We start from the raw sequence: 19,077 nt of genomic DNA, 5'->3' as shown, positions 1-19,077 counted from the left end.
GGTTTGAAGAAAACAGGATCAGAATCAATTCTCCATGAAGAATCGAATCTTGAGCTTGCACTTCGCCTGCTTACCAGAAAAACCATGTCTCCTTTACTGCATTTCACCGGGGTCTTGAGTTTAAGTTCCAGAATACCATTTACCGTCTCAGCATGCAGTACATTTACACCCATTCCCTCAAAACCATCTTTTGCATGAATTCTGATTCGGTCACCGGAACTGATCTCCTGAGTGCAATCAACTCTCAGAAGATCATCGCTGCACTCAAGAACTTCACCAAGCTTTATTCCTGTTCCTGACGGAGAGTCGGGGTTGATCGGTTTTTTTAGCGTCTCATCGAGGAAAAACGATGTTTTAGGGCGGCCAAGGTCATTTATAAGCATCTCGCCGGCTTCTGAAAATTTCTCGGGATAATCGAGAAACTTACGATAAGCGCTTACTACAGTGTGCACATACTCCGGTCCCTTCATTCTGCCCTCAATTTTTAAGCTTGTGACTCCAGCCTTTAACAAAGAGGAAAGATGTTTCAGTGCGCAGAAATCATCTGGTGAGAAAAAGTAACCAGTAGTGCTTGATGTGTTGAATTTTCTGCGGCAGACCTGAGTGCATCTGCCGCGGTTTCCGCTTGCGCCTCCTAAAAAGCTGCTTGCCAGACAGAGCCCTGAGATACTGTAGCAGAGCGCGCCATGGATAAAGATTTCGAGTTCCAGACTGCTTGAGTTTTTAATCATCGTGATTTCACGGATTGAGAGTTCTCTCGCCAGAACTACGCGTGAAAATCCCAGTTTAGAGACAGCCTTCATCCCGGTTGAATTATGGATCGCCATCTGTGTACTTGCGTGGAGCCTGAGTCTGGGAAAATATTTTCTGGCGATTTCTGCCAATCCCAGGTCTGCTGCAATTATGCCATCGATTCCTATCTGTTCCAGTTGATAGAGAGTGTGGATCAGGTTTTCTATTTCTGACTGCTTGATAAGAGTGTTAAGGGTGACATAAATCTTAACAGAACGTCTGTGAGCATAGGGAACGAGGTATGAAAGTGTTTTGGCTGTAAAATTTTTTGCCCTGAGACGGGCATTGAAGTCGGAGAGTCCCAGGTAGACAGCATCAGCACCGGCCTCAACTGCTGCATGGAAACTCTCTATTGATCCTGCTGGTGCCAGTAGTTCACTCATAGAGGGAAAAATACGATAATGGTGGCCTGTAATTGGGCTCTGTTGAATTATTTTGTAAAATATTGGGGTGAGGAGGGGACCGGAGTTACCTCCGGGGTGAATTCGGAACTTAAATCGTTAAATCACAAAATTACCTCTGAGATGAATTCGGAACTTAAGTCGTTAAGTTAAAAAGTCACCTTGGGGTGAAACAGTGATTTAATGCCGTAAATCAAAAAATCACCTCAGGGGTAAAATCGAAACTAAATCATTAAATCACAAAATCATCTCCGAGATGAATCCATTATCCCTGAATGGTACAGATTATGCTTGAAAACCTATATATGACCACTTTTACGCTTAGACTCATCGGCACCGCCATCAATCTCGCCCTTAACTTTGTTCCACGTAATTATAAACAGAAGGATAAAGGAATCACCAATGCCGGTCATGTGCACATCGGTATAAAAGGCGGGTGGCAATACAAAGAGTTCCGTTCTTCCGAAAGCGGCTTCACTCATCGCTACTACTATCACCCCGGACCCGATAAAAACGCTCCTGTTTTCCTCTTTCTGCATGGTCTGGCTTTCGATGGAAGGAATTTTCTGAATGTGAGCAGTCTTGCAGAGAAATGGCAGCTTATCGCCTACAATTTTCCTGAAACCTCTAAGGTTTACAGGGGTGACATGAACGACTTTAAATATCTCATTGATGATTTCCTCGATTCACTGGGTATCGATTCACTTTACCTCTGCGGTGTCTCTTTTGGCGGTGGTATTGCCACCCGGTTCGCAGCTTCACATGTAAGACGGGTCAGAGCACTAGTGCTGGTTTCAACTTTCATAATGAACTCCTCAAGGTTTGATCGTATCAAAAGCAGAGAAATGGCTCGAATAATTCTGAAAAATCCCGACTACAAACTCCGCTGGCTCATTAACTACGCTTACGGACACTCTTTAAACGGGAAAAACAACCCCATGCGTGAACTGAACAGTATCATCAAAGTAAAAGAACTCGACTGGTACCGACAGGTCGTAAGAGCTATAACTACTTGTGAAGGGCCGGAGGACGCTGTTCAGATAAAATGTCCGGTGATGGCTCTGCATGGATCTAAAGACAAAACTATTCCCCTCAAGAGCGCACGCTCTATCCCCAGGTTTATCCCTCATGCCAGTTTCGAAATCATCGAAAATGGAACCCATGCTATGATGTATCTTCAGGGGGAAGATATGGCTTCCAGAATCATGAATTACTGTAAAGGATTGCTCTGAGAAGCCCTCTGTATTTACCTTATCCCTTTATTATGAATGTAAATGAATCTGTCTGGAGATTACTACAGCAAAGACCGCAGTGAACTTCTAGATCTCATGCCTTCTGTTGCCATGGCAAAAATCCTGGATATAGGATGTGGGGCCGGAAGACTTGGGAAAACTCTCAAAGAGAGAGGCTGTGAATCTATATATGGAATAGAGCCGGTTGTTGAGGCTGCACAAATCGCAGAATCAATTTATGATAAAGTATTCATTAGCGATATTGAATCCGCCTGGAAGGAACTCCCCACGGATTTCTTCGATATAATTATTTGTGCTGATGTCCTTGAGCACCTGAAAGATCCCTGGGATATTCTCGGGAAACTGAAAACCAGTTTGAGGCAGGATGGTTCTATTGTGGCCAGTATTCCAAATATCCGCAATGGGAAAGTCATCGGGCGTCTGCTCCAGGGGGAATTCGGCTATGATAACGAAGGAATCCTGGATAAAACTCACCTGAGATTCTTTACATTTAACGGAATCGTGAGACTTTTCAGCAGTTGTGGTTTTAAAATAATCAAGATGACAAACGTCTATTACAAGGATGCAGAAACTCAAATCCCTCTCTGGAAACAGCATGGAATTCCCGCGAAACTGGAAGAACTGTCCCGTATTCTCACAGGAAATGATCTTAAACTGCGTGAAGATGAGCTTCTTGATTTCTTTACATTTCAGTTTTTATTGAGAGCGGTAAAACAATAATAAGCATTTTATCACGTAAATCAGTTCTGTATATTGAAAAAAAACCAGCCACAATTGTAATTTACACTCTCATGGAAATCAATCAAACAACCCGGAAAACCGGCAGAAAGCAATCTGGAGCTTTTCAGCGTCTGGAACTTTTAACAGGCAGTAAAGCCCTGGAACGGCTTATGAACACCCCAGTGATTCTTTTCGGCGTAGGAGGGGTAGGGAGCTGGTGTGCAGAAGCGCTCGTCCGCTCCGGAATTCATCATCTGACCATAGTCGATTCAGACATTATCTGTATCACCAACATAAACCGTCAGGTGCAGGCTACTTTTGATACAGCAGGGCAGGTCAAAGTCACCGCGCTTCGGGACAGGCTGATCTCTATTAATCCCGTCGCATCGATCAATGCCATGCAGTCGGTTTATGACCGCAATACCGCTGCGGAATTCGAACTGGAAAAATACAGCTATGTTATTGATGCGATCGATAGCCTCAGTAGTAAAGTAGAACTCATCATTAACGCGTCTGCATCGGGCGCAAAGGTTTATTCTGCGCTTGGTGCATCCTGCAAAACTGACCCCTCAAAGATAAAAATCGCATCTCTCTGGCAGACTGAAGGCTGCAGGCTTGGACGATTTGTCAGAAAGAGGCTCCGAAGGCGCGGCTTTAGTGGCGAGGTCACTTGTGTTTACAGTGATGAGCTTGCATCAGAACCTTATGATATTAATTTCGGGTGCGGGACAGGAGCATGCATGTGTCCCTCTTCAGGTAAGATCGGAAACGGGGAATTAAAGGATTGGTGCAGCACGAAAAAACAGATAAATGGTTCTGCTGTACATATTACCGCTGTATTCGGTTTTATGCTGGCCGGGCTTGTTATTCAGGATATAATAAATAGCGACACATCGGTTTCTGTAAGCACTGAGGCAGAGCAGGTTCCGGTCATGCATGAAGGATAATCTTAAGGTATTCAAAAAAAGGAGATATACATGTCTGATTCATTCGCCAGAACGCATTTCTCAAAACAATACTCTCAAATCGAAAAACTGCGTAGAAACGCGACGTCAAATCCCCTTACAATGCAGGAGATTAACACTCTTCTATCTCTGCGGATCAACAACGAGCCTGTCTTTAAATCCATAGATCATTTTTATACCGATGAGTACAAAGATGCTCTGCTTCAGAATAAAAGTGCCCTGGAACTGGAGAAGATCCAGCGTTTTCGCTCAGCTACTTCCGAGGAAGCAAATCTTCTTTATAATGATCTCCATGCCCGCACTGAGAAATTTGTCTACACTGGCGGTGGTGCCCAGGATTGATGTCCTTTTTCCTTGAAGGCACCGATATTCACTCTCCAGTTCGGGGTTGGTATCGGAATCGGCATCGGTATCGAATATTTTATCCGTCTGGATAGTATTCTTAGTGTTGAGACTCGACTCAAACCTCGTAAAAACTGAAACTCACCGATTCTTTATTAAACAGTGCCGTTGCCTTTTCTTTGTCTTCAGGAGAGAATTCAAGTGCTATCCCGCATTCAGAGGAGATCTCCCGGGGAACCGGAATCGACTTGCAGGAAATACCCTCTGCTCTGCAAAGCTTTTCGGCCCCGATAACTTCCCTTGTTGACCTGAAAAGAGCCAGCAATCTCATTTGCAAACGTCTCTTACTGCTTCGTAAAGATACCGGAAATCCTCTATCGTATGGGTAGGGGAGGGCGCGAACCGGACTGTTCCTGAGGGAAAAGTACCGAGAGTTTTGTGTGCCAGAGGAGCGCAATGTAACCCTGATCGCACCTCTATACCATATTCCGAGTAGAGTTCTGCTGCTATGCGGCTGCAGCTATGCTGCTCGTGAGTGATGGAAAACAGAGTGCCCTGTAACTTAACATCTCTGGATCTGAATACCTTTACCTTTTCAATTCTGCTTATCTGATCCATCAGTTCAAGAATGTCCTTATTTGAATGGGCAGGCTCAGGATAGTTTTCGAGGCTGCCAAGCAACCCGTAGATTCCGGCTATATTGGGTGTTCCTGCTTCGAATTTATCTGGAGTAAAGGATGGCATCTCGAAACTTTCCGATCTGCTTCCTGTGCCTCCGTAAATAAGCGGTGAAATCTTTCCGGGATCTTTGCAGTAAAGACCTCCGGTGCCGGTGGGGCCTAGAAGACCTTTGTGGCCTGTAAAGGCGGCAAAATCGATATTCCATGAATCGAGAAAAATATCTGTATGTCCCAGGGATTGAGCAAGATCAGCAAGAACAGGTATCTCTCCTGCTTCTCTCTTTATTTCTGAAAGGGGCTGAATGAGGCCGTTTACATTGCTATGATGGTTTATGATGACAAGGCGTGTTGATGGCTTTATAGCATCTTTAATCTTTTTGACTTCCACCAGACCGTCAGGACCGTGCGGCAGTATATCGAAGCTGACATTGAACCTTTGGCAGATTTCAAAGAGAGGCCGCATCACAGCATTGTGTTCCAGAGGTGATATGAGCACACGGCAGTCATGCAGGTTCAGGCCAAACAGCACCGTGTTGATAGCTGTAGTTGCATTGGGTGTAAAAGTGATATTTTCAGGCTTGGCTACACCTGTTTTTTCTGCAAGTTTCTCCCGGACTCTCTCGACTGTTTCCGATGATTCAAGAACGCGGAGATACGCGCTTCGGCCGTAAGTCCCGCCTGATTCTGTAAGATACTTTGATATGTATTCTGCTACAGAAGCTGGTTTGGGAAATGATGTAGCTGCATTATCAAAATATTTGTTGATCATCATTGCATTGTCTCAGGGACACACAATGTGGCTTGCATTACTGAGCGTCTCCAGAATCGTATACATATTTGAAACCGTGCCAACTCCGATCTGCTCTTTTTTTTCATAATAATTAAGGCAGGTTCCGCAGATCAATACTTTCACACCGGCTCTCTCCAGTTCCACCAGGGATTCCAGAACCGGCGAATCCTTAAGGGTAAAGAAAATACCGCTGTTGTAAAAAACTACAGATCCGGGAAGTGGACTGACCTCTTTTATCGTGTTTATAAAAGCTTTGATGAGAATCTCCCCGAGTTCATCAGAACCCCTTCCCATTTTGTCACTGCTGATCACGACCACATGAGGCTTTGCTTCACCGGTGTTGCAGTAACTCTGGACATCAGGATGTGAGAGGGTGGCAGGAGCACCGAAGAGTCTCAGAGTAAAGGTACCATTTTCCTCCTCACATTCAGCTTTGATCCCGTTATCGGATAGAAATCGCATCACATTCTGTTTCGATGTTTCATTATCAATAAGAATGCGTAAAGGTTGCCCGGTACCGAGATCTTTTAAAGCCTTCTTTGTCATGATAAGAGGCATGGGACAGACCTGTCCTCGTGCGTCAACCAGTTTCTCTTTCATGTGCAGTCCGTTCTGATTTTTACTATTGATGCTGCTTTTCTGGAGAGGAGAATAAGTGAGAGATAAAAAACCCCTGCTGTAGCAGGGGTTTTGGCATTTTTGTTACTTTTTTGTTTCCGATGTTGTATCAGCTGCGACTTCCTCTTTCACTGAAGCAGCATCCTTGTTTATGTTGCTGAATTCATATTCATTGATAAGAAATACGACGTCTTTACCCTCGGCTTTGACCCTGTATCTGTTTGCTGAATCTTTCGTGCCGAAAATGACTTTTTTGGATGAGCCATTGGAGAAAGCGATGTCAGCAGAAAGTTCCGGATTCAGGAGTCCCAGTGCGGAATCGTCTGAGGTTGTTTCAAAATCGGTTGCAGTGAGTCTGGAAAGACTGTTGAGCAACTGATCGATTTGATCCTTTTTAGCCGGACTTGCAAAAGGTTCAGTGATGCTCCAGGCTGTATCGGCCTTTGCAACTGTAAGGACTGTACCGTCTTTTCTTTTCAGACTGATCTTTGAGGCAGATTCTTTGTCGAATTTGACAATGGATTTATCTCTCCACCGTTTAAGTTCTGTAAAAAACGAGTACTTGATACTTCCCTTCACCATATAAACCGAGTTGGAGCCGATCATCCTTACATAATTGCTGCTCCAGTCAGGCCCGTTTTTACCGATCCGGAAAGAACCTTTCAGTTTACTGCCCGCATCGAACACGTCAACGAGAACACCGGATGTGCTGTCAACTTCGAAAATCGCCTGTTTTTCAGGATTCTCAGAAATCAATTCATCCTTTTTCATGCTGGTCAGCTTTTCCAGAACTGCAGCCACAGATGCGCTGTCAGCAGCCCACTCCTCCACATCTGAGGAAGCCGGAGTCTTGGTTTCCCCGACTGGAGACTCTGTGCTGTCCTTGTCTGCAGCAACAACACTAGAGACAACCCAGATATCACCCTTGCGGCGGATCTTGACGGATCCGTTTGAATCCTTTATTGTAACCGATGAAATGTCTTTTTCGGTCATCCCCGGGAAAAACAATGCCGATTTGCTGGATGGAGAACTGTTAGTCAACTTCTCGCTTAAAATTATCACCAGAACGGCGACTACCAGAATTCCTGTAATAACTAAAAGCTTCTTTCCATTCATTTACTTCTTCTCCTCTGCTTTTTCCTGTGACACAACGGTAACAGGCTCTTTTCTCTTGATGAAAACAATCAGACCGAACACAACAACCAGAAGAGGCATCACCAGAATATTGACAAGGCGGATCACGTTGGGTTTTGATGAGTTTTCTTTCAGAAGGTCTGCCTCAATGGTACGGTCCTTAAGTGAACGGGTACGTATCGCTATGAGATTATCATCGAGTGACAGCCAGTCAACAAGGTTAAGCAGCATCGCTATATTTCCCTGTATGGCATTCTGGCCCGAAACAAAATCTCCGTCACCAATAACCACCAGATTTCCGTTTTTATTAGACGGTACTACCTGACGATTGTCATCCTGAGAACCGGGTTTCAGTGCAATCTGGCTCAGTGTATCACCTGCGTCATTTACGGGTGGAACCGGTTTGCCGGCGAAGTAACTGTTGAAATCACCGCTCAGATGTGCGGCGAGGTTATACTGACTCAATGAATTTTCCGGTGGAGCCCATTTCTGCTGAGGATTCAGATCGAAATAACCGGTTGCGGTCCAGCTCTTCTCGCTTGAACGGGCAAGTACTGTCGCCTGTACAGATGATTTTTCCTTGGAGGAATCCTTGTCAACCAGCAATGTAAGAGAGCTTACCCACGGAAAAAACACATCTGAAAGAGGAGCAACAGCAGGATTCTTCTTCTCGAAACTTTCCTGGTTCAACCTGACAAAGTAAGGGTAGGGGACCGCGACATTCATCTGGAATGGACCGAACTTCTGCGGAACCGATACCTGACCGCACTGTCCATCCAGAACCATGTTTTTCTCGATGCGTACACCGTAGTGCTCAAGAAGATCAAAGAGTTTTGATTCCTGAGGTATTGCCCTGACACCCATCTGCATGCTCACTTCGATGGCGTCAGCCATAACAATTAGATTTCCACCCTTCATGAAATACTGATCGATTTCGAAAATTTTGCGCTCTGTCATGTTGGCAACACCTGGGATTATCAGAGTCTTCAGGGTGCTGTCAACAGGGTCGCCTTTTGAAAGGTCAACAGTTACAACCTCATAGTTTGTACGGAGATTTTCATAGGCTTGAGCCAGTTTTTCCTCTGTGGTCTCCGGAATGCTGTTTGGAGCTTGCTGCATAAACGGAGGCTTGGGCGGAAGAGTGTCTATTTTGAGAATACCGATTTTTGGTATTGACTTGCGTGACACCTTCATCACTGCCATTGTCAGGTCGTATTCGAGGTTCTGAAGATTCTGTACGACCGGAAGAGTTTCTTTTTTATCCTCGTAGAGAACAGCGATACCAAGATACCCATTTATTACCTGCGCCTTGTCCTTCTCAAAGGTCTGCATCTGAACTTCGGGAATACCTAAAGATCTGGCCATCGATCTGGCATCATCGTTCTCAGCGGGATCTTCCCAGGTAATCCTGAGATTCTTGCCGGCGTAAGCTTTGTATTCTGAGAGAATGTCTTTGACATCAGTGGCGACTTTCGTCAGGTTTGGAGGAAGGTTTTTGGAGAAATAGACCTTGATGTTCACTATGTCATCGAGGTTTTTCAGTATCTTCTTTGTAGAAGCGGAGATACTGTATTCCTTACCTTCTGTCATATCGATTCTCTTGAACCATTTTGTACCGAGGTAATTGACAACAACAAGCAACCCCAGAATCACAAGTATGTAAATCAGGAGCTGTGTGCGATTTTTAATTTTTTTTGCTTCCATAATTGTGTTTCCGTTTCCTTCAGAATAGGTTTATTCCCACTTCCTGCTGCCTAATGACTGTACATTCAAGAACAGAAAAAAGCCTGTTATTGATAAATAATAAAGAATATCACGGCTGTCGATAACACCTCTTTCGATACTCTCAAAGTGATTTCCCAGACCGATATAATTCATTATCGGAACCAGCCACGATGGCGCAACCATGGTGACAAACGGGCTGCCTATGAAGAAGAAAACAAATGTAACCACAACTCCCAGGATAAAAGCCACGATCTGGTTTTCAGTGTAGGATGACACCCAGAGCCCGATGGAAAGATAGGCCGCTCCCATCAGAAGCGCTCCCATATAACCACCGATTATGGGACCGGGATCAGGTGAACCAAGTATTGAGATTGTAATGGGAATGGTGACCGAGAGGAGAATGGCAATGGAAAGGAATCCGAATGCTGCCAGAAATTTTCCAAATACCACCTGGAAATCACTTACCGGCCAGGAAAGAAGAAGTTCCAGTGTCTTTACTTTCTTCTCTTCTGCCCAGCTCCTCATCGTGATCGCCGGTACAAAAAACAGAAAAACCCAGGGAAGAAGGCTGAAATAACCTCTCATATCCGCCTGGTTGATTAAAAAGAAACTCTGGAAAAACAGAAATCCTGTTATCACCAGGTAAACAGTGATAAACACATAGGCTATAGGAGAGATAAAAAATGACTTGAATTCTTTTTTGAAGATAGTAAGTATACTGCTCATGGATTATCCCCTCGTCAATTGTGTGAATACATCTTCCAGGCTTGCAGATTCTCTCTTCAACTCCGCAAGGCTGAGTCCGTTGTCCACTACACATCTGAAAATCGCTTCGCCTATATCATCCTGTGTGGCTATGACTTCAGCGGTAACCCACTCTGAGGCGACATTGACCACCTGAACCCCGCTTACTCCCGGAATAGATGAGAGCTTGCCTTCAATGTCCGCACGGTCGCCCTTTATTCTTGTCAGATAACGGTTGCCTTTGCTTGACCTTGATGTGAGCTCGTCCGGAGTACCGGTAGCCACTATCTGCCCCTCATTGATAATAAGAATACGGTTACAGGTCGCACTAACCTCTGAAAGGATATGAGAACAGTAGATAACTGTCTTTTCCTGACCAAGGCTCTTTATCAAATGTCTGATCTCGATTATCTGGTTGGGATCAAGACCTGACATCGGCTCGTCAAGAATCAGAAGATCAGGGTTGTGCATCATCGCCTGGGCAAGACCCACTCTCTGACGATACCCTTTTGAGAGTTTGCCAATCTGCCTCTGAGCCATCTTGTTCAACCCGCAGATCGCAAAAAGCTCATCGATCCTCTTCTTAAGGCTGCTGCCCTTTATTCCCCGTATCTCGCCTACAAAGCTCAGGTATTCCTGTACCTTCATATCATTGTACAGAGGATTGTTCTCAGGCAGGTATCCGATCTTTTTGCGGACAGGCAACCCCTCAGTCAGAGTATCGTGTCCATCTACCTGAATAGATCCGGATGAAGGCGGGATGTAACAGGTAATCATACGCATAGTTGTGGATTTACCTGCACCGTTTGGACCCAGGAACCCGAAGATCTCACCCTTTTTGATCTGGAAATTCAGGTTACGGACTGCATGTACTTCACCAAACTTCTTGTTGAGGTTCTTAACCTCTAACATGAAATGATTGTTTGTTGAACTCATCGTACACCACCATATTTGAACAAAGATGAATGATTAGGTAAACAGTTTTGCAGGGTTTTAAAAAATGGTTTTCCGGATAAATGATTGTCAACCGTACCAGGCTTTTTCTTTGAAATAAACAATTTTCTCTCCGGGAAATAATGATACATCAAATATTTACTGTCCAATGGCGCCATAATACGCATACAATTCTGAAAGAAACAGAGTACGGTTCAGTGTACCTGAAAATTGTCACTCAATTGCAGAATTATCTGTAACCTCATTTGTATTTCAACGAGACTTCGAGGGAAATATTTCAGGCTTTGTATTGGAATGTACTCACCAGAAGGAGAGACTTGAAATCAGAAGAACATATAAAAAAAGAGGGGGTTCTTTTCAGACGCTAAGTCCTGATAACCTCCTCTTCTGTAATCATATTAAAAATTATTCGGATTTCTTTGCTTCCTGTATCTCTACCCGCAGATCCTGTGCGATTTTTTTGATGTTCTGGAGGCTCTTACGAGCACGGGTTCCAGCAGATTTGTTCCCACGTTCAAACTTTTCGTATTCCTGTTTGAGAACTTCTACTTCATCGAGAAGATTTTGAATGCCCATTTTTTCCTCCTTGGATATAGATTACAAAAAGATACCATCAAGTATCATGAGTTCTATAATTTAACCTTTAATATTAATATTGACAATACTCTGACGCCAGATAAATTGTGAGCAGTCCCGCATTTTCCACAAATGTCAGCTTCCGGGATAAAACAGATACTGGGGTCCCGGTGGGGAAAGAAGGCTCTGAAGCTGAGGAAAAATATCGGCTATTTCCTCTACAATCCACTTCCGGAAAGCAGTGATCCTCTCTCTTCTCTCTACTACTTTTGCTTTACGGCTAAGACCTGAAGTCTCCCTTAAATAGTCCAGTGCCTCTTCAAACCCTCCCAGGGTATCCACCAGACCCACCTCTATTGCCTGCCTTCCGGTAAAGATCCTCCCGTCAGCTATCGCCGATACCGAATCCTTGCTCATTTTCCGCGCCTTCGCTACATCGCTTATAAACTGATCGTGAGTATCATCAAGCAAAGACTGAAGTATCTTCCTTTCACCATCAGACATTTCCCTGTAAATGCTGGTGAGATCCTTGTACTTCCCTGCTGTCAGGATTCTCATTTCAATACCGATTTTCTTTGATAACTCTTCCACAAGCGGTAAAGAAAAGATCACTCCGATACTTCCAGTCAGAGTGCCGGGATCAGCAAATATCCTCCTTGCAGGACTGGAAACATAATAACCACCCGATGCGGCCAGGTTTCCCATGCTCACAATTACCGGCTTTTCTATTTTGGAAATCTCACTGTAGATCTCCTGAGAAGGAGCAACACTGCCGCCTGGAGAATCTACCCGTATCAGAATACCCGCTATTGAATTATCAAAACGAAATGACCGCAGTTGCTTGACAATACTGTAAGACTCACTTATCACACCCTCAATCCGCACAAGTCCGATCTTCTTGAATCCTCCTGCGATTCCTCTATCCTTGTCGAATCCTGGGCTCAAAAGAATAAAAATCCCCAGCATCACCGGAGCCAGCAGAATCAGTGCGATGACAAGACGCTGAATAATTCTCACTTTTCACCTGCCTTTATGATCTTTATTGTATCTCCGGGCATAAGAACTGAATCCGGACTCAGACCATTGTATTCGTAAAGCTTTTCAACCGGTACACCGTGAGATGTGGCTATCCGCCAGAGATTGTCACCCTCTTTGACCCTGTAAAATAAAACCTGCTTCACATCATTACGCTCATTTTTATTGCCCCCGGGTCCCGGAATAAGTAGTATGTCTCCAGCTTTTATCACGGCGTTTTCATCGAGATTGTTTGCTGATAATAAAGACTCGAGCGGAATGGAAAAATTCTGGGAGATCCTGTAAATATTGTCCCCTTTTGAAACCTGATACCTGATATAGTTCCCGCTTATTATATCTGCCGGAACTCTTTCTTTCCGCGGGTTCTCTGGCGGTGGACCCTGAACCTGCCTGGATCCTTGCTTCTCTGCCACCACAAGTTTCTTCCCTGCGAAAATGACCGGCTTGTGGGGATCCAGATCATTGAGCTCGATCAGTTTGTCGATGCTGATATTAAACTGGCGGGCAATCGATGAAGGAGTGTCACCACGTTTAACCTCATACATCCCGTCTTCGCTAGCCGGCTCTGAAACTGAACCATTTTTTGAAGTTCTGAAAATTGTCAGGATCTGCCCTGCTCTGATCGCCGTATCATCACTGAGATTATTCCATCTTCTTATATCTTCTACTGTTACACTGAATAACTCTGAAAGACGCCAGAGAGTATCGCCCTGCCTGACCCTGTATCTGATCTTATTCTTGTCCGCTGATTCTACTATCTTCTCTGCTTCATCTTCTTTATATTCAAGCTTCTTTAAAACCTGCTCATCTGCTCCTTTGGCCGGAATGGGTATGAACAGATGTTTCCCTGCCACGATCCGACTACCCTTCAACCTGTTTACTGTTCTGATAGGTTCAATTGGAACTCCGAATTTACGTGCGATCGCACCAAGGTTGTCTCCTCTGCGAATCGTGTACCTGTACCACTTCACTTTTTTCTCCTCAGGGAAATTGGCAAGGAATGTCTTAAAGTTCTCCTTGTATCCCCTGGGAAGGTATAAAGAAACATCCGAAAGGTCAGGCGGGGTACACCAGTGCAGAATATGAGGGTTTATCTTCATGATTGTGTCTAAAGGTACCCCGATTCCCTCGGCAATTTCTTTCATGTCCAGACACTCATTTACCGAAACGGTATCAAAAGAGAATGTATCAATGACGCTCTTTGCATATCCGAAACAATCCGGGTTTTTGGCTATGGTGAGTGCTGCCAGGTAAAGCGGTACATAATTCATAGTCTCAGATGGCAGTGTAAGAGACCAGTAATCAGTTGTACTGCACTTGACCATGGCCCGCCTCAGACCGCCTTCTCCGCAGTTATATGCGGCCAGAGCAAGATGCCAGTCACCAAAGTCCCTGTAGAGCTTCTTAAGGTAGCGGATTGCCGCCACAGTCGATTTTATTGGGTCACGCCGCTCATCTAACCAGTAATTATTCCTCAGTCCATAAATTTTCCCGGTAGAGGAGATAAATTGCCAGATTCCCGATGCGTGCGCGCGAGAGTAAGCCTTTGGATTGAATCCGCTCTCGATTAGAGGAAGAAATGCAAGATCAGATGGCAGCCCGCTGTCTGCAAACATCTTCTGCATAAACGGAAGGTAGAAAGCTGAGCGCGAGATCCAGTTGTTTATCGTAGTTTTTCTGCTGCTTAAGTAATAATGTACAGCACGCTGAACACGTTCATTCCAGACAACTGGAACATCATAAACTATATCTTTGCGGCAGATTATCTTCTCCAGATCGATTGAATCAGAAGGCAGAAGTTTGATGGAATCAAGGGAGCGGAACATCTGACGCTGGAATACCATGATCGCGATCTCTTCAGGAACCGGAAGGTTAGGAGGCATTACTTCTGCGTAGATCTTTGCTATCCTGCTTACACACTCGCTGTCGGGAAAATCCGCCTCTGCATTCTTATTCCCGACTATCCTGATAACATCTTTAAGAATAGAATCCGCCTCAGCGTACCGCGCCTCAGCACAGAGCACTTCAGCACTGTCAACCATCCCTGAAAGAGCAGCGGATATGGTGCTGGAGGTGTCCTCAACGATCTCTGCAGTTGCGGTATCAACCTCAGTTATTACAACAAATGGTGCATCCTGAACAACAGCATACTGCTCAAGGCTGGATCTGGTGGTTACACAGCCGCTGAACAGTAAAAATGTGTAAATCGAGAGAAAACCCGGGAGCCTGTATTTTTTCACTGCTTAGTATTAAACCCCTGTATGGCTGAAGAAATGAATGCAAACAAACCTGGTTTTGCCTACAGGGGTTAAAATTAATATAATGGAGAGATAATTCGCGCAATAATCTCAGGAGGTGTATGAAAGATTTACCGGTTTTGGGATCAGTCCACTCTGTATCTGTAAAAGAAAGCCTCTGGTAAACAGGTGACCCTTGCGTGCCCTGCATTCCATCACAGCCTCTTTTATCAGACTTTCGACTCTCTTTCTGTCAGAACCGCAATAGTTGACAAACATCCTTGTTCTCTGAGGGCAATTTTGATACTGCGCACACCGGGAACAGGACACTTTCTGGAACTGCATTGTAACCCTCCTGTTACATGGTTTCATGCTGACCAGTTATATTATACCCAACAACAGGTAGTGTGTCAATGATTTTATGGTACAAGTTATTGGTAAGCCTATGTATTTGAATATTAAGGAGTTACGCTTGCATTCCCTTGACTTCGGGGTTTCGGGACTCAAGAGCATGCACTTTCCCGGATACCTGTGGTAGTATATTCAGGCCGGAAGCACTGGTTTCAGGCTTTATCTCTGGATGAGATTTTATGCATTGATGTGGCACCCCAGAGAGATATTGCGTGGGGTTCGCATTTATCGAGGCAGATCCCGCATCCTATACATTTTTCCTTATCGATGACGTGACGCTTATCTTTCTCACCGGTAATCGCTCCAGGTACAGGGCAAGCCGGAACACAATCCCCGCATCCATTACATTTGGTATCGATATTGGCGACAGGACGGACCTTTACCTTGTCGGTAAAACACTTCGACGGGCATTTATAACAAGCTGTAATGAAGTTCTCGTTTGCAGAGTAGTCCAGAACCGGAAGATTATTTTCCATTTTTATGGCTCCGGAAGGGGTTGCCTTTACACAGAGCGTGCATGCAGTACATCCCACCGAGCAGTATTTCTTGACTTTTGCTCCTTTATCATGATTGGAACAGGCAAGAAAGATCTGATGGGCTTTGGGAACCATGGAGATTATCTTTCTGGGACAGGCTTTTACGCAGTTACCGCAACCTGTACACTTTTCTGCATCCACTTCTGCAACGCCGTTTGCAGTTATGTGTAATGCATCAAAAGGACACGCCCTGACGCAAGTTCCTAGCCCCAGACACCCATCCTGGCAGACTTTTGATCCATTACCGGTCATTATTGCTGCATTGCAGTCCTGGATACCATTGTAAACAGCTCTTTCCAGAGCCTCTTTTTTACCGCCTTTACAATGCACTACTGCGACCATCGGTTCCGATGTCGTAGCAGTTACACCCATGATATCAGCAACAAGATGAGCAGTTTTTGAACCTCCGGGAACACACCCGGAAGGATTTGCTTTACCCTCTACAACGGCTTTGGCAAATCCGCTGCAGCCGGGAAAACCGCAGGCTCCACAGTTTGCACCTGGGAGAACCTCCTGAATCCTGGAAATGCGCTCATCAACAAAGACATGAAGCTTTTTTGAGGCTACTCCCAGACCTGCTCCTAATAACAAACCGATAGAACCTACAATCAGTACCGGTAATAATATCTCCACGCTCATCCTCCGAACGATTTAAAGAAATTCAGGCCTGCAAAACCAAGAAATGCCAACGCCATCAAGCCTGCTGTAATGAAAGTTATCGGCAAGCCCTCCATTGCCTTTGGAACATTGGCCAGTTCCAGTTTCTCTCTTATGCCTGCCATTAAAATCAAAGCCAGCATAAAACCTACTCCTGATGTCACCCCGTTTACAAGGCTTTCAATAAAGGAGTACGGATTGCCTGTCAATTGATTTACTCCTGTGTTGATGATAGCTACTCCAAGCACTGCGCAGTTGGTGGTAATAAGCGGCAGATATATCCCTAATGCCTCATAAAGGGCAGGGGAGTACTTCTGCAGCGCCATCTCAACAAGCTGCACCAGAGCCGCAATAACCAGAATAAATACAATGGTTTGCAGATAATCTACCCCGAACTTCACAAGAATATAGCTGTTGATCACCCAGGTGAAACTCGATGCCATGGCCATGACAAATATCACAGCCATTCCCATCCCTATGGCACTGGAGAGCTTTTTTGATACACCGAAAAAAGGACACAGACCCAGAAAACGGGATAAAACAAAGTTGTTAATCAGAACAGCACCGATCGAAATTCCAATAAGACTGGTAATCGATTCCATTACTATGCACTCCTCTTGCGGTTACTGAAGTGGCGGATCAGACCCATAACCAGAGCGATTGTGAAAAAGCCACCCGGAGCCAGTATAAAAATGGTCATTGGTTCATATCCGGGTAAGAACTTCAGTCCCAGAAGTTTGTTGCTTCCGATCGATTCTCTGATAAAGCTCAGAATAAAGAGAGCCAGTGTAAAGCCAAGCCCGATCACGACTCCGTCAATAAGTGACTGGAAAACATTGCTTTTCGATGCGAATGCTTCCGCTCTTCCCAGGATAATACAGTTGACCACTATCAGTGGAACGAAAATGCCTAACTGCTTATCCAGCGCCGGAAGATACGCTTTCATCAGAAACTGGACTACAGTTACAAATGTGGCTATGATCACTATAAAACAGGGGATTCTTACCTTGTCAGGAATCATTTTCCGGACAAGTGAAATAATCACATTTGAGCAGGCAAGCACAAATGTAGCCGCCAGGCCCATACCTATGCCGTTTTCAATCGATGTACTTGTTGCCATCGAGGGGCAGAGGCCCAGAACCAGAACAAAAATCGGATTCTCAGTCAATAATCCACGTTTCAATTCACCTTTTAACATTTCTAACCCCGAATCGCTTGTAGATATGCCCTTGCTTTGGTAACCAGTCCCCTGGCAACTGCAATGGTCGAGACTGTTGCTCCTGTTATAGCGGTAATGCCGTTTTTATCTCTCAGAGAGGCTTTTGATGTCTCATCGAGTTTATGCCACTCTCCCATTGATTTATCAATGGTAATATCATTATATATGTTGATTCCCTTGAATTGCTCTGTAAACCAGGCGTTTCCCTTTTCTTTTTCACTAAAAAGCCCGTTCCAGATGTATTTCTTTGAAATCACCTCCTGGACCCTTGTCCCAAGTCCGGGAGTTTCTGACTGTTCCGTAACAGTCATTCCCTGAATACCGCCGTTGGTATCAATACTTACCAGATAAACGATATTGCTGGAATATCCGGTGCTGGCAATCTTGAAAATATATAGAACCTCATCACCTTTTTCAGCAACCCAGTACTGCTGAGGCACTGAGGAATCATCGCCGGTTTTCTCTGAGATTTCAAAACCCTCAGGAACCACAAGCTTCAGCGCTTCCTCCTGTGCCTGTTTCTGCCCGGCTGCAATCGTATCCTTTGTTTTGACAAAGGTAAAAGCGATTATCAGTGCCGCTATAACAGATATGATTGTAATTACCAAAGTAAGCTTAATAATATCTTTCACTTCTTTACCCTCCCGTAAATCCTGGGACGTGTATACTTCTCAATAAGAGGGACTAACAGGTTCATCAATAATATGGAATAAGAAACTCCCTCAGGATATCCTCCGAACTTGCGTATCACAAAGGTCAAAACACCACAGCCGATACCAAATACAATCTTTCCATTTGGTGTTATGGGTGATGTAACCATGTCTGTTGCCATGAAAAAGGCCCCAAGCAGCAATCCACCCGCAAGTATCTGATACGTGGGGACAATAATTGCTCCCGATGTAAAGAGATCACCTGTTCCGTTAAAAAGCCAGAAAAGAACAAAGACTGTCCCGATATAGAACAAAGGAATCGCAAAACCGATAATTCTCTTGTACCAGAGTATCATCGCTCCCAACAGAAGCGCTATGGCGGATGTCTCTCCGATACACCCTCCTACATTCCCTGTAAACAGGTTATAGATTGCATCCTGGAAATCGAGAGCCTGGAAAGACCCGTTCATCATTGAGAGCTTGAAGTGAGCAAGAGGAGTGGCGCTGGTAATACCGTCTAATCCGGATATCGTCCCGAGTTTCGGCGCAGTAAAACTGGTCATGGCAGCCGGATAAGATGCCATGAGAAAAGCGCGGCCTGCAAGCGCAGGGTTGATAAAATTACCCCCCAGGCCACC

21 protein-coding genes are annotated in these 19,077 nt (G+C 44.8%); 4 read left to right on the top strand and 17 right to left on the bottom strand.

All coding sequences use genetic code 11. From position 1 onward, the window contains the following. Positions 1 to 1,175, bottom strand: a 1,175-nt coding sequence (locus GX089_04265) for a U32 family peptidase (GenBank protein ID NLP01688.1), incomplete at its 3' end; no start/stop codon positions are given. A 305-nt stretch (positions 1,176 to 1,480) separates the two neighbouring features. Here GX089_04265 and GX089_04260 point away from each other — a divergent pair. The 4 genes from GX089_04260 to GX089_04245 all read left to right on the top strand — a co-directional run bounded on the left by GX089_04260 (position 1,481) and on the right by GX089_04245 (position 4,473). Beyond that, positions 1,481 to 2,425, top strand: a complete 945-nt coding sequence (locus GX089_04260; GenBank protein NLP01687.1) for an alpha/beta hydrolase — start codon at positions 1,481 to 1,483, stop codon at positions 2,423 to 2,425. A 42-nt stretch (positions 2,426 to 2,467) separates the two neighbouring features. Further along, positions 2,468 to 3,166, top strand: coding sequence for a class I SAM-dependent methyltransferase (locus GX089_04255; protein ID NLP01686.1), 699 nt, complete (start codon positions 2,468 to 2,470; stop codon positions 3,164 to 3,166). A gap of 71 nt (positions 3,167 to 3,237) precedes the next feature. After that, positions 3,238 to 4,113, top strand: a complete 876-nt coding sequence (locus tag GX089_04250) for a tRNA threonylcarbamoyladenosine dehydratase (GenBank protein NLP01685.1) — start codon at positions 3,238 to 3,240, stop codon at positions 4,111 to 4,113. A gap of 30 nt (positions 4,114 to 4,143) precedes the next feature. Then, positions 4,144 to 4,473 carry a hypothetical protein gene (locus tag GX089_04245; protein NLP01684.1) on the top strand — a complete coding sequence of 110 codons (330 nt, stop codon included), beginning with the start codon at positions 4,144 to 4,146 and terminating at the stop codon, positions 4,471 to 4,473. A 118-nt stretch (positions 4,474 to 4,591) separates the two neighbouring features. Here the strand turns inward: GX089_04245 and GX089_04240 are convergent, their stop codons facing one another. From GX089_04240 to GX089_04165, 16 genes are all read right to left on the bottom strand, one after another. Next, entirely contained in the window at positions 4,592 to 4,804 is a 213-nt protein-coding gene (locus GX089_04240) for a DUF3343 domain-containing protein (GenBank protein NLP01683.1), read from the bottom strand. Next, positions 4,801 to 5,922, bottom strand: a complete 1,122-nt coding sequence (locus tag GX089_04235; GenBank protein ID NLP01682.1) for an aminotransferase class V-fold PLP-dependent enzyme — start codon at positions 5,920 to 5,922, stop codon at positions 4,801 to 4,803. The genes GX089_04240 and GX089_04235 overlap by 4 nt, the downstream gene beginning before the upstream one ends. Before the next feature lie 12 nt (positions 5,923 to 5,934). Then, positions 5,935 to 6,543: a sulfurtransferase-like selenium metabolism protein YedF gene (gene yedF, locus GX089_04230; protein ID NLP01681.1), complete on the bottom strand. Its 609-nt coding sequence runs from the start codon at positions 6,541 to 6,543 to the stop codon at positions 5,935 to 5,937. A 102-nt stretch (positions 6,544 to 6,645) separates the two neighbouring features. Continuing rightward, on the bottom strand, positions 6,646 to 7,677 hold the full coding sequence (locus GX089_04225; protein NLP01680.1) for a DUF4340 domain-containing protein: 1,032 nt from the start codon (positions 7,675 to 7,677) through the stop codon (positions 6,646 to 6,648). Then, positions 7,678 to 9,399 carry a GldG family protein gene (locus GX089_04220; GenBank protein ID NLP01679.1) on the bottom strand — a complete coding sequence of 574 codons (1,722 nt, stop codon included), beginning with the start codon at positions 9,397 to 9,399 and terminating at the stop codon, positions 7,678 to 7,680. A gap of 30 nt (positions 9,400 to 9,429) precedes the next feature. Beyond that, positions 9,430 to 10,146 (bottom strand): ABC transporter permease subunit, encoded by a 717-nt coding sequence (locus tag GX089_04215; protein NLP01678.1) that lies wholly within the window; start codon positions 10,144 to 10,146, stop codon positions 9,430 to 9,432. Positions 10,147 to 10,149: 3 nt separating this feature from the next. Beyond that, entirely contained in the window at positions 10,150 to 11,076 is a 927-nt protein-coding gene (locus tag GX089_04210; GenBank protein NLP01677.1) for an ATP-binding cassette domain-containing protein, read from the bottom strand. A gap of 447 nt (positions 11,077 to 11,523) precedes the next feature. Beyond that, positions 11,524 to 11,694 carry a hypothetical protein gene (locus GX089_04205; GenBank protein ID NLP01676.1) on the bottom strand — a complete coding sequence of 57 codons (171 nt, stop codon included), beginning with the start codon at positions 11,692 to 11,694 and terminating at the stop codon, positions 11,524 to 11,526. Positions 11,695 to 11,829: 135 nt separating this feature from the next. Beyond that, positions 11,830 to 12,711 (bottom strand): signal peptide peptidase SppA, encoded by an 882-nt coding sequence (gene sppA, locus GX089_04200; protein ID NLP01675.1) that lies wholly within the window; start codon positions 12,709 to 12,711, stop codon positions 11,830 to 11,832. After that, complete coding sequence (locus GX089_04195) at positions 12,708 to 14,969, bottom strand: LysM peptidoglycan-binding domain-containing protein (protein NLP01674.1); 2,262 nt, start codon at positions 14,967 to 14,969, stop codon at positions 12,708 to 12,710. The genes sppA and GX089_04195 overlap by 4 nt, the downstream gene beginning before the upstream one ends. Positions 14,970 to 15,077: 108 nt before the next feature. Continuing rightward, positions 15,078 to 15,311: a hypothetical protein gene (locus GX089_04190; GenBank protein ID NLP01673.1), complete on the bottom strand. Its 234-nt coding sequence runs from the start codon at positions 15,309 to 15,311 to the stop codon at positions 15,078 to 15,080. 218 nt (positions 15,312 to 15,529) lie between these two features. Further along, positions 15,530 to 16,552, bottom strand: a complete 1,023-nt coding sequence (locus tag GX089_04185) for an RnfABCDGE type electron transport complex subunit B (GenBank protein NLP01672.1) — start codon at positions 16,550 to 16,552, stop codon at positions 15,530 to 15,532. Continuing rightward, positions 16,549 to 17,172, bottom strand: a complete 624-nt coding sequence (locus tag GX089_04180; protein ID NLP01671.1) for an RnfABCDGE type electron transport complex subunit A — start codon at positions 17,170 to 17,172, stop codon at positions 16,549 to 16,551. The genes GX089_04185 and GX089_04180 overlap by 4 nt, the downstream gene beginning before the upstream one ends. 2 nt (positions 17,173 to 17,174) lie before the next feature. Next, complete coding sequence (locus GX089_04175; GenBank protein ID NLP01670.1) at positions 17,175 to 17,768, bottom strand: electron transport complex subunit E; 594 nt, start codon at positions 17,766 to 17,768, stop codon at positions 17,175 to 17,177. A 2-nt stretch (positions 17,769 to 17,770) separates the two neighbouring features. Beyond that, a complete protein-coding gene (locus tag GX089_04170; protein NLP01669.1) occupies positions 17,771 to 18,421 on the bottom strand; it encodes an FMN-binding protein in 651 nt (216 codons plus the stop codon). Further along, the coding region (locus tag GX089_04165) for an RnfABCDGE type electron transport complex subunit D (protein NLP01668.1) at positions 18,418 to 19,077 on the bottom strand (660 nt) is incomplete at its 5' end. The genes GX089_04170 and GX089_04165, both read right to left, overlap by 4 nt.

The organism is Fibrobacter sp. (assembly GCA_012523595.1).
In the GTDB taxonomy this organism is placed as follows: Bacteria; Fibrobacterota; Chitinivibrionia; order Chitinivibrionales; family Chitinispirillaceae; genus JAAYIG01.
This window is presented reverse-complemented; position numbering and strand designations above follow the sequence as displayed.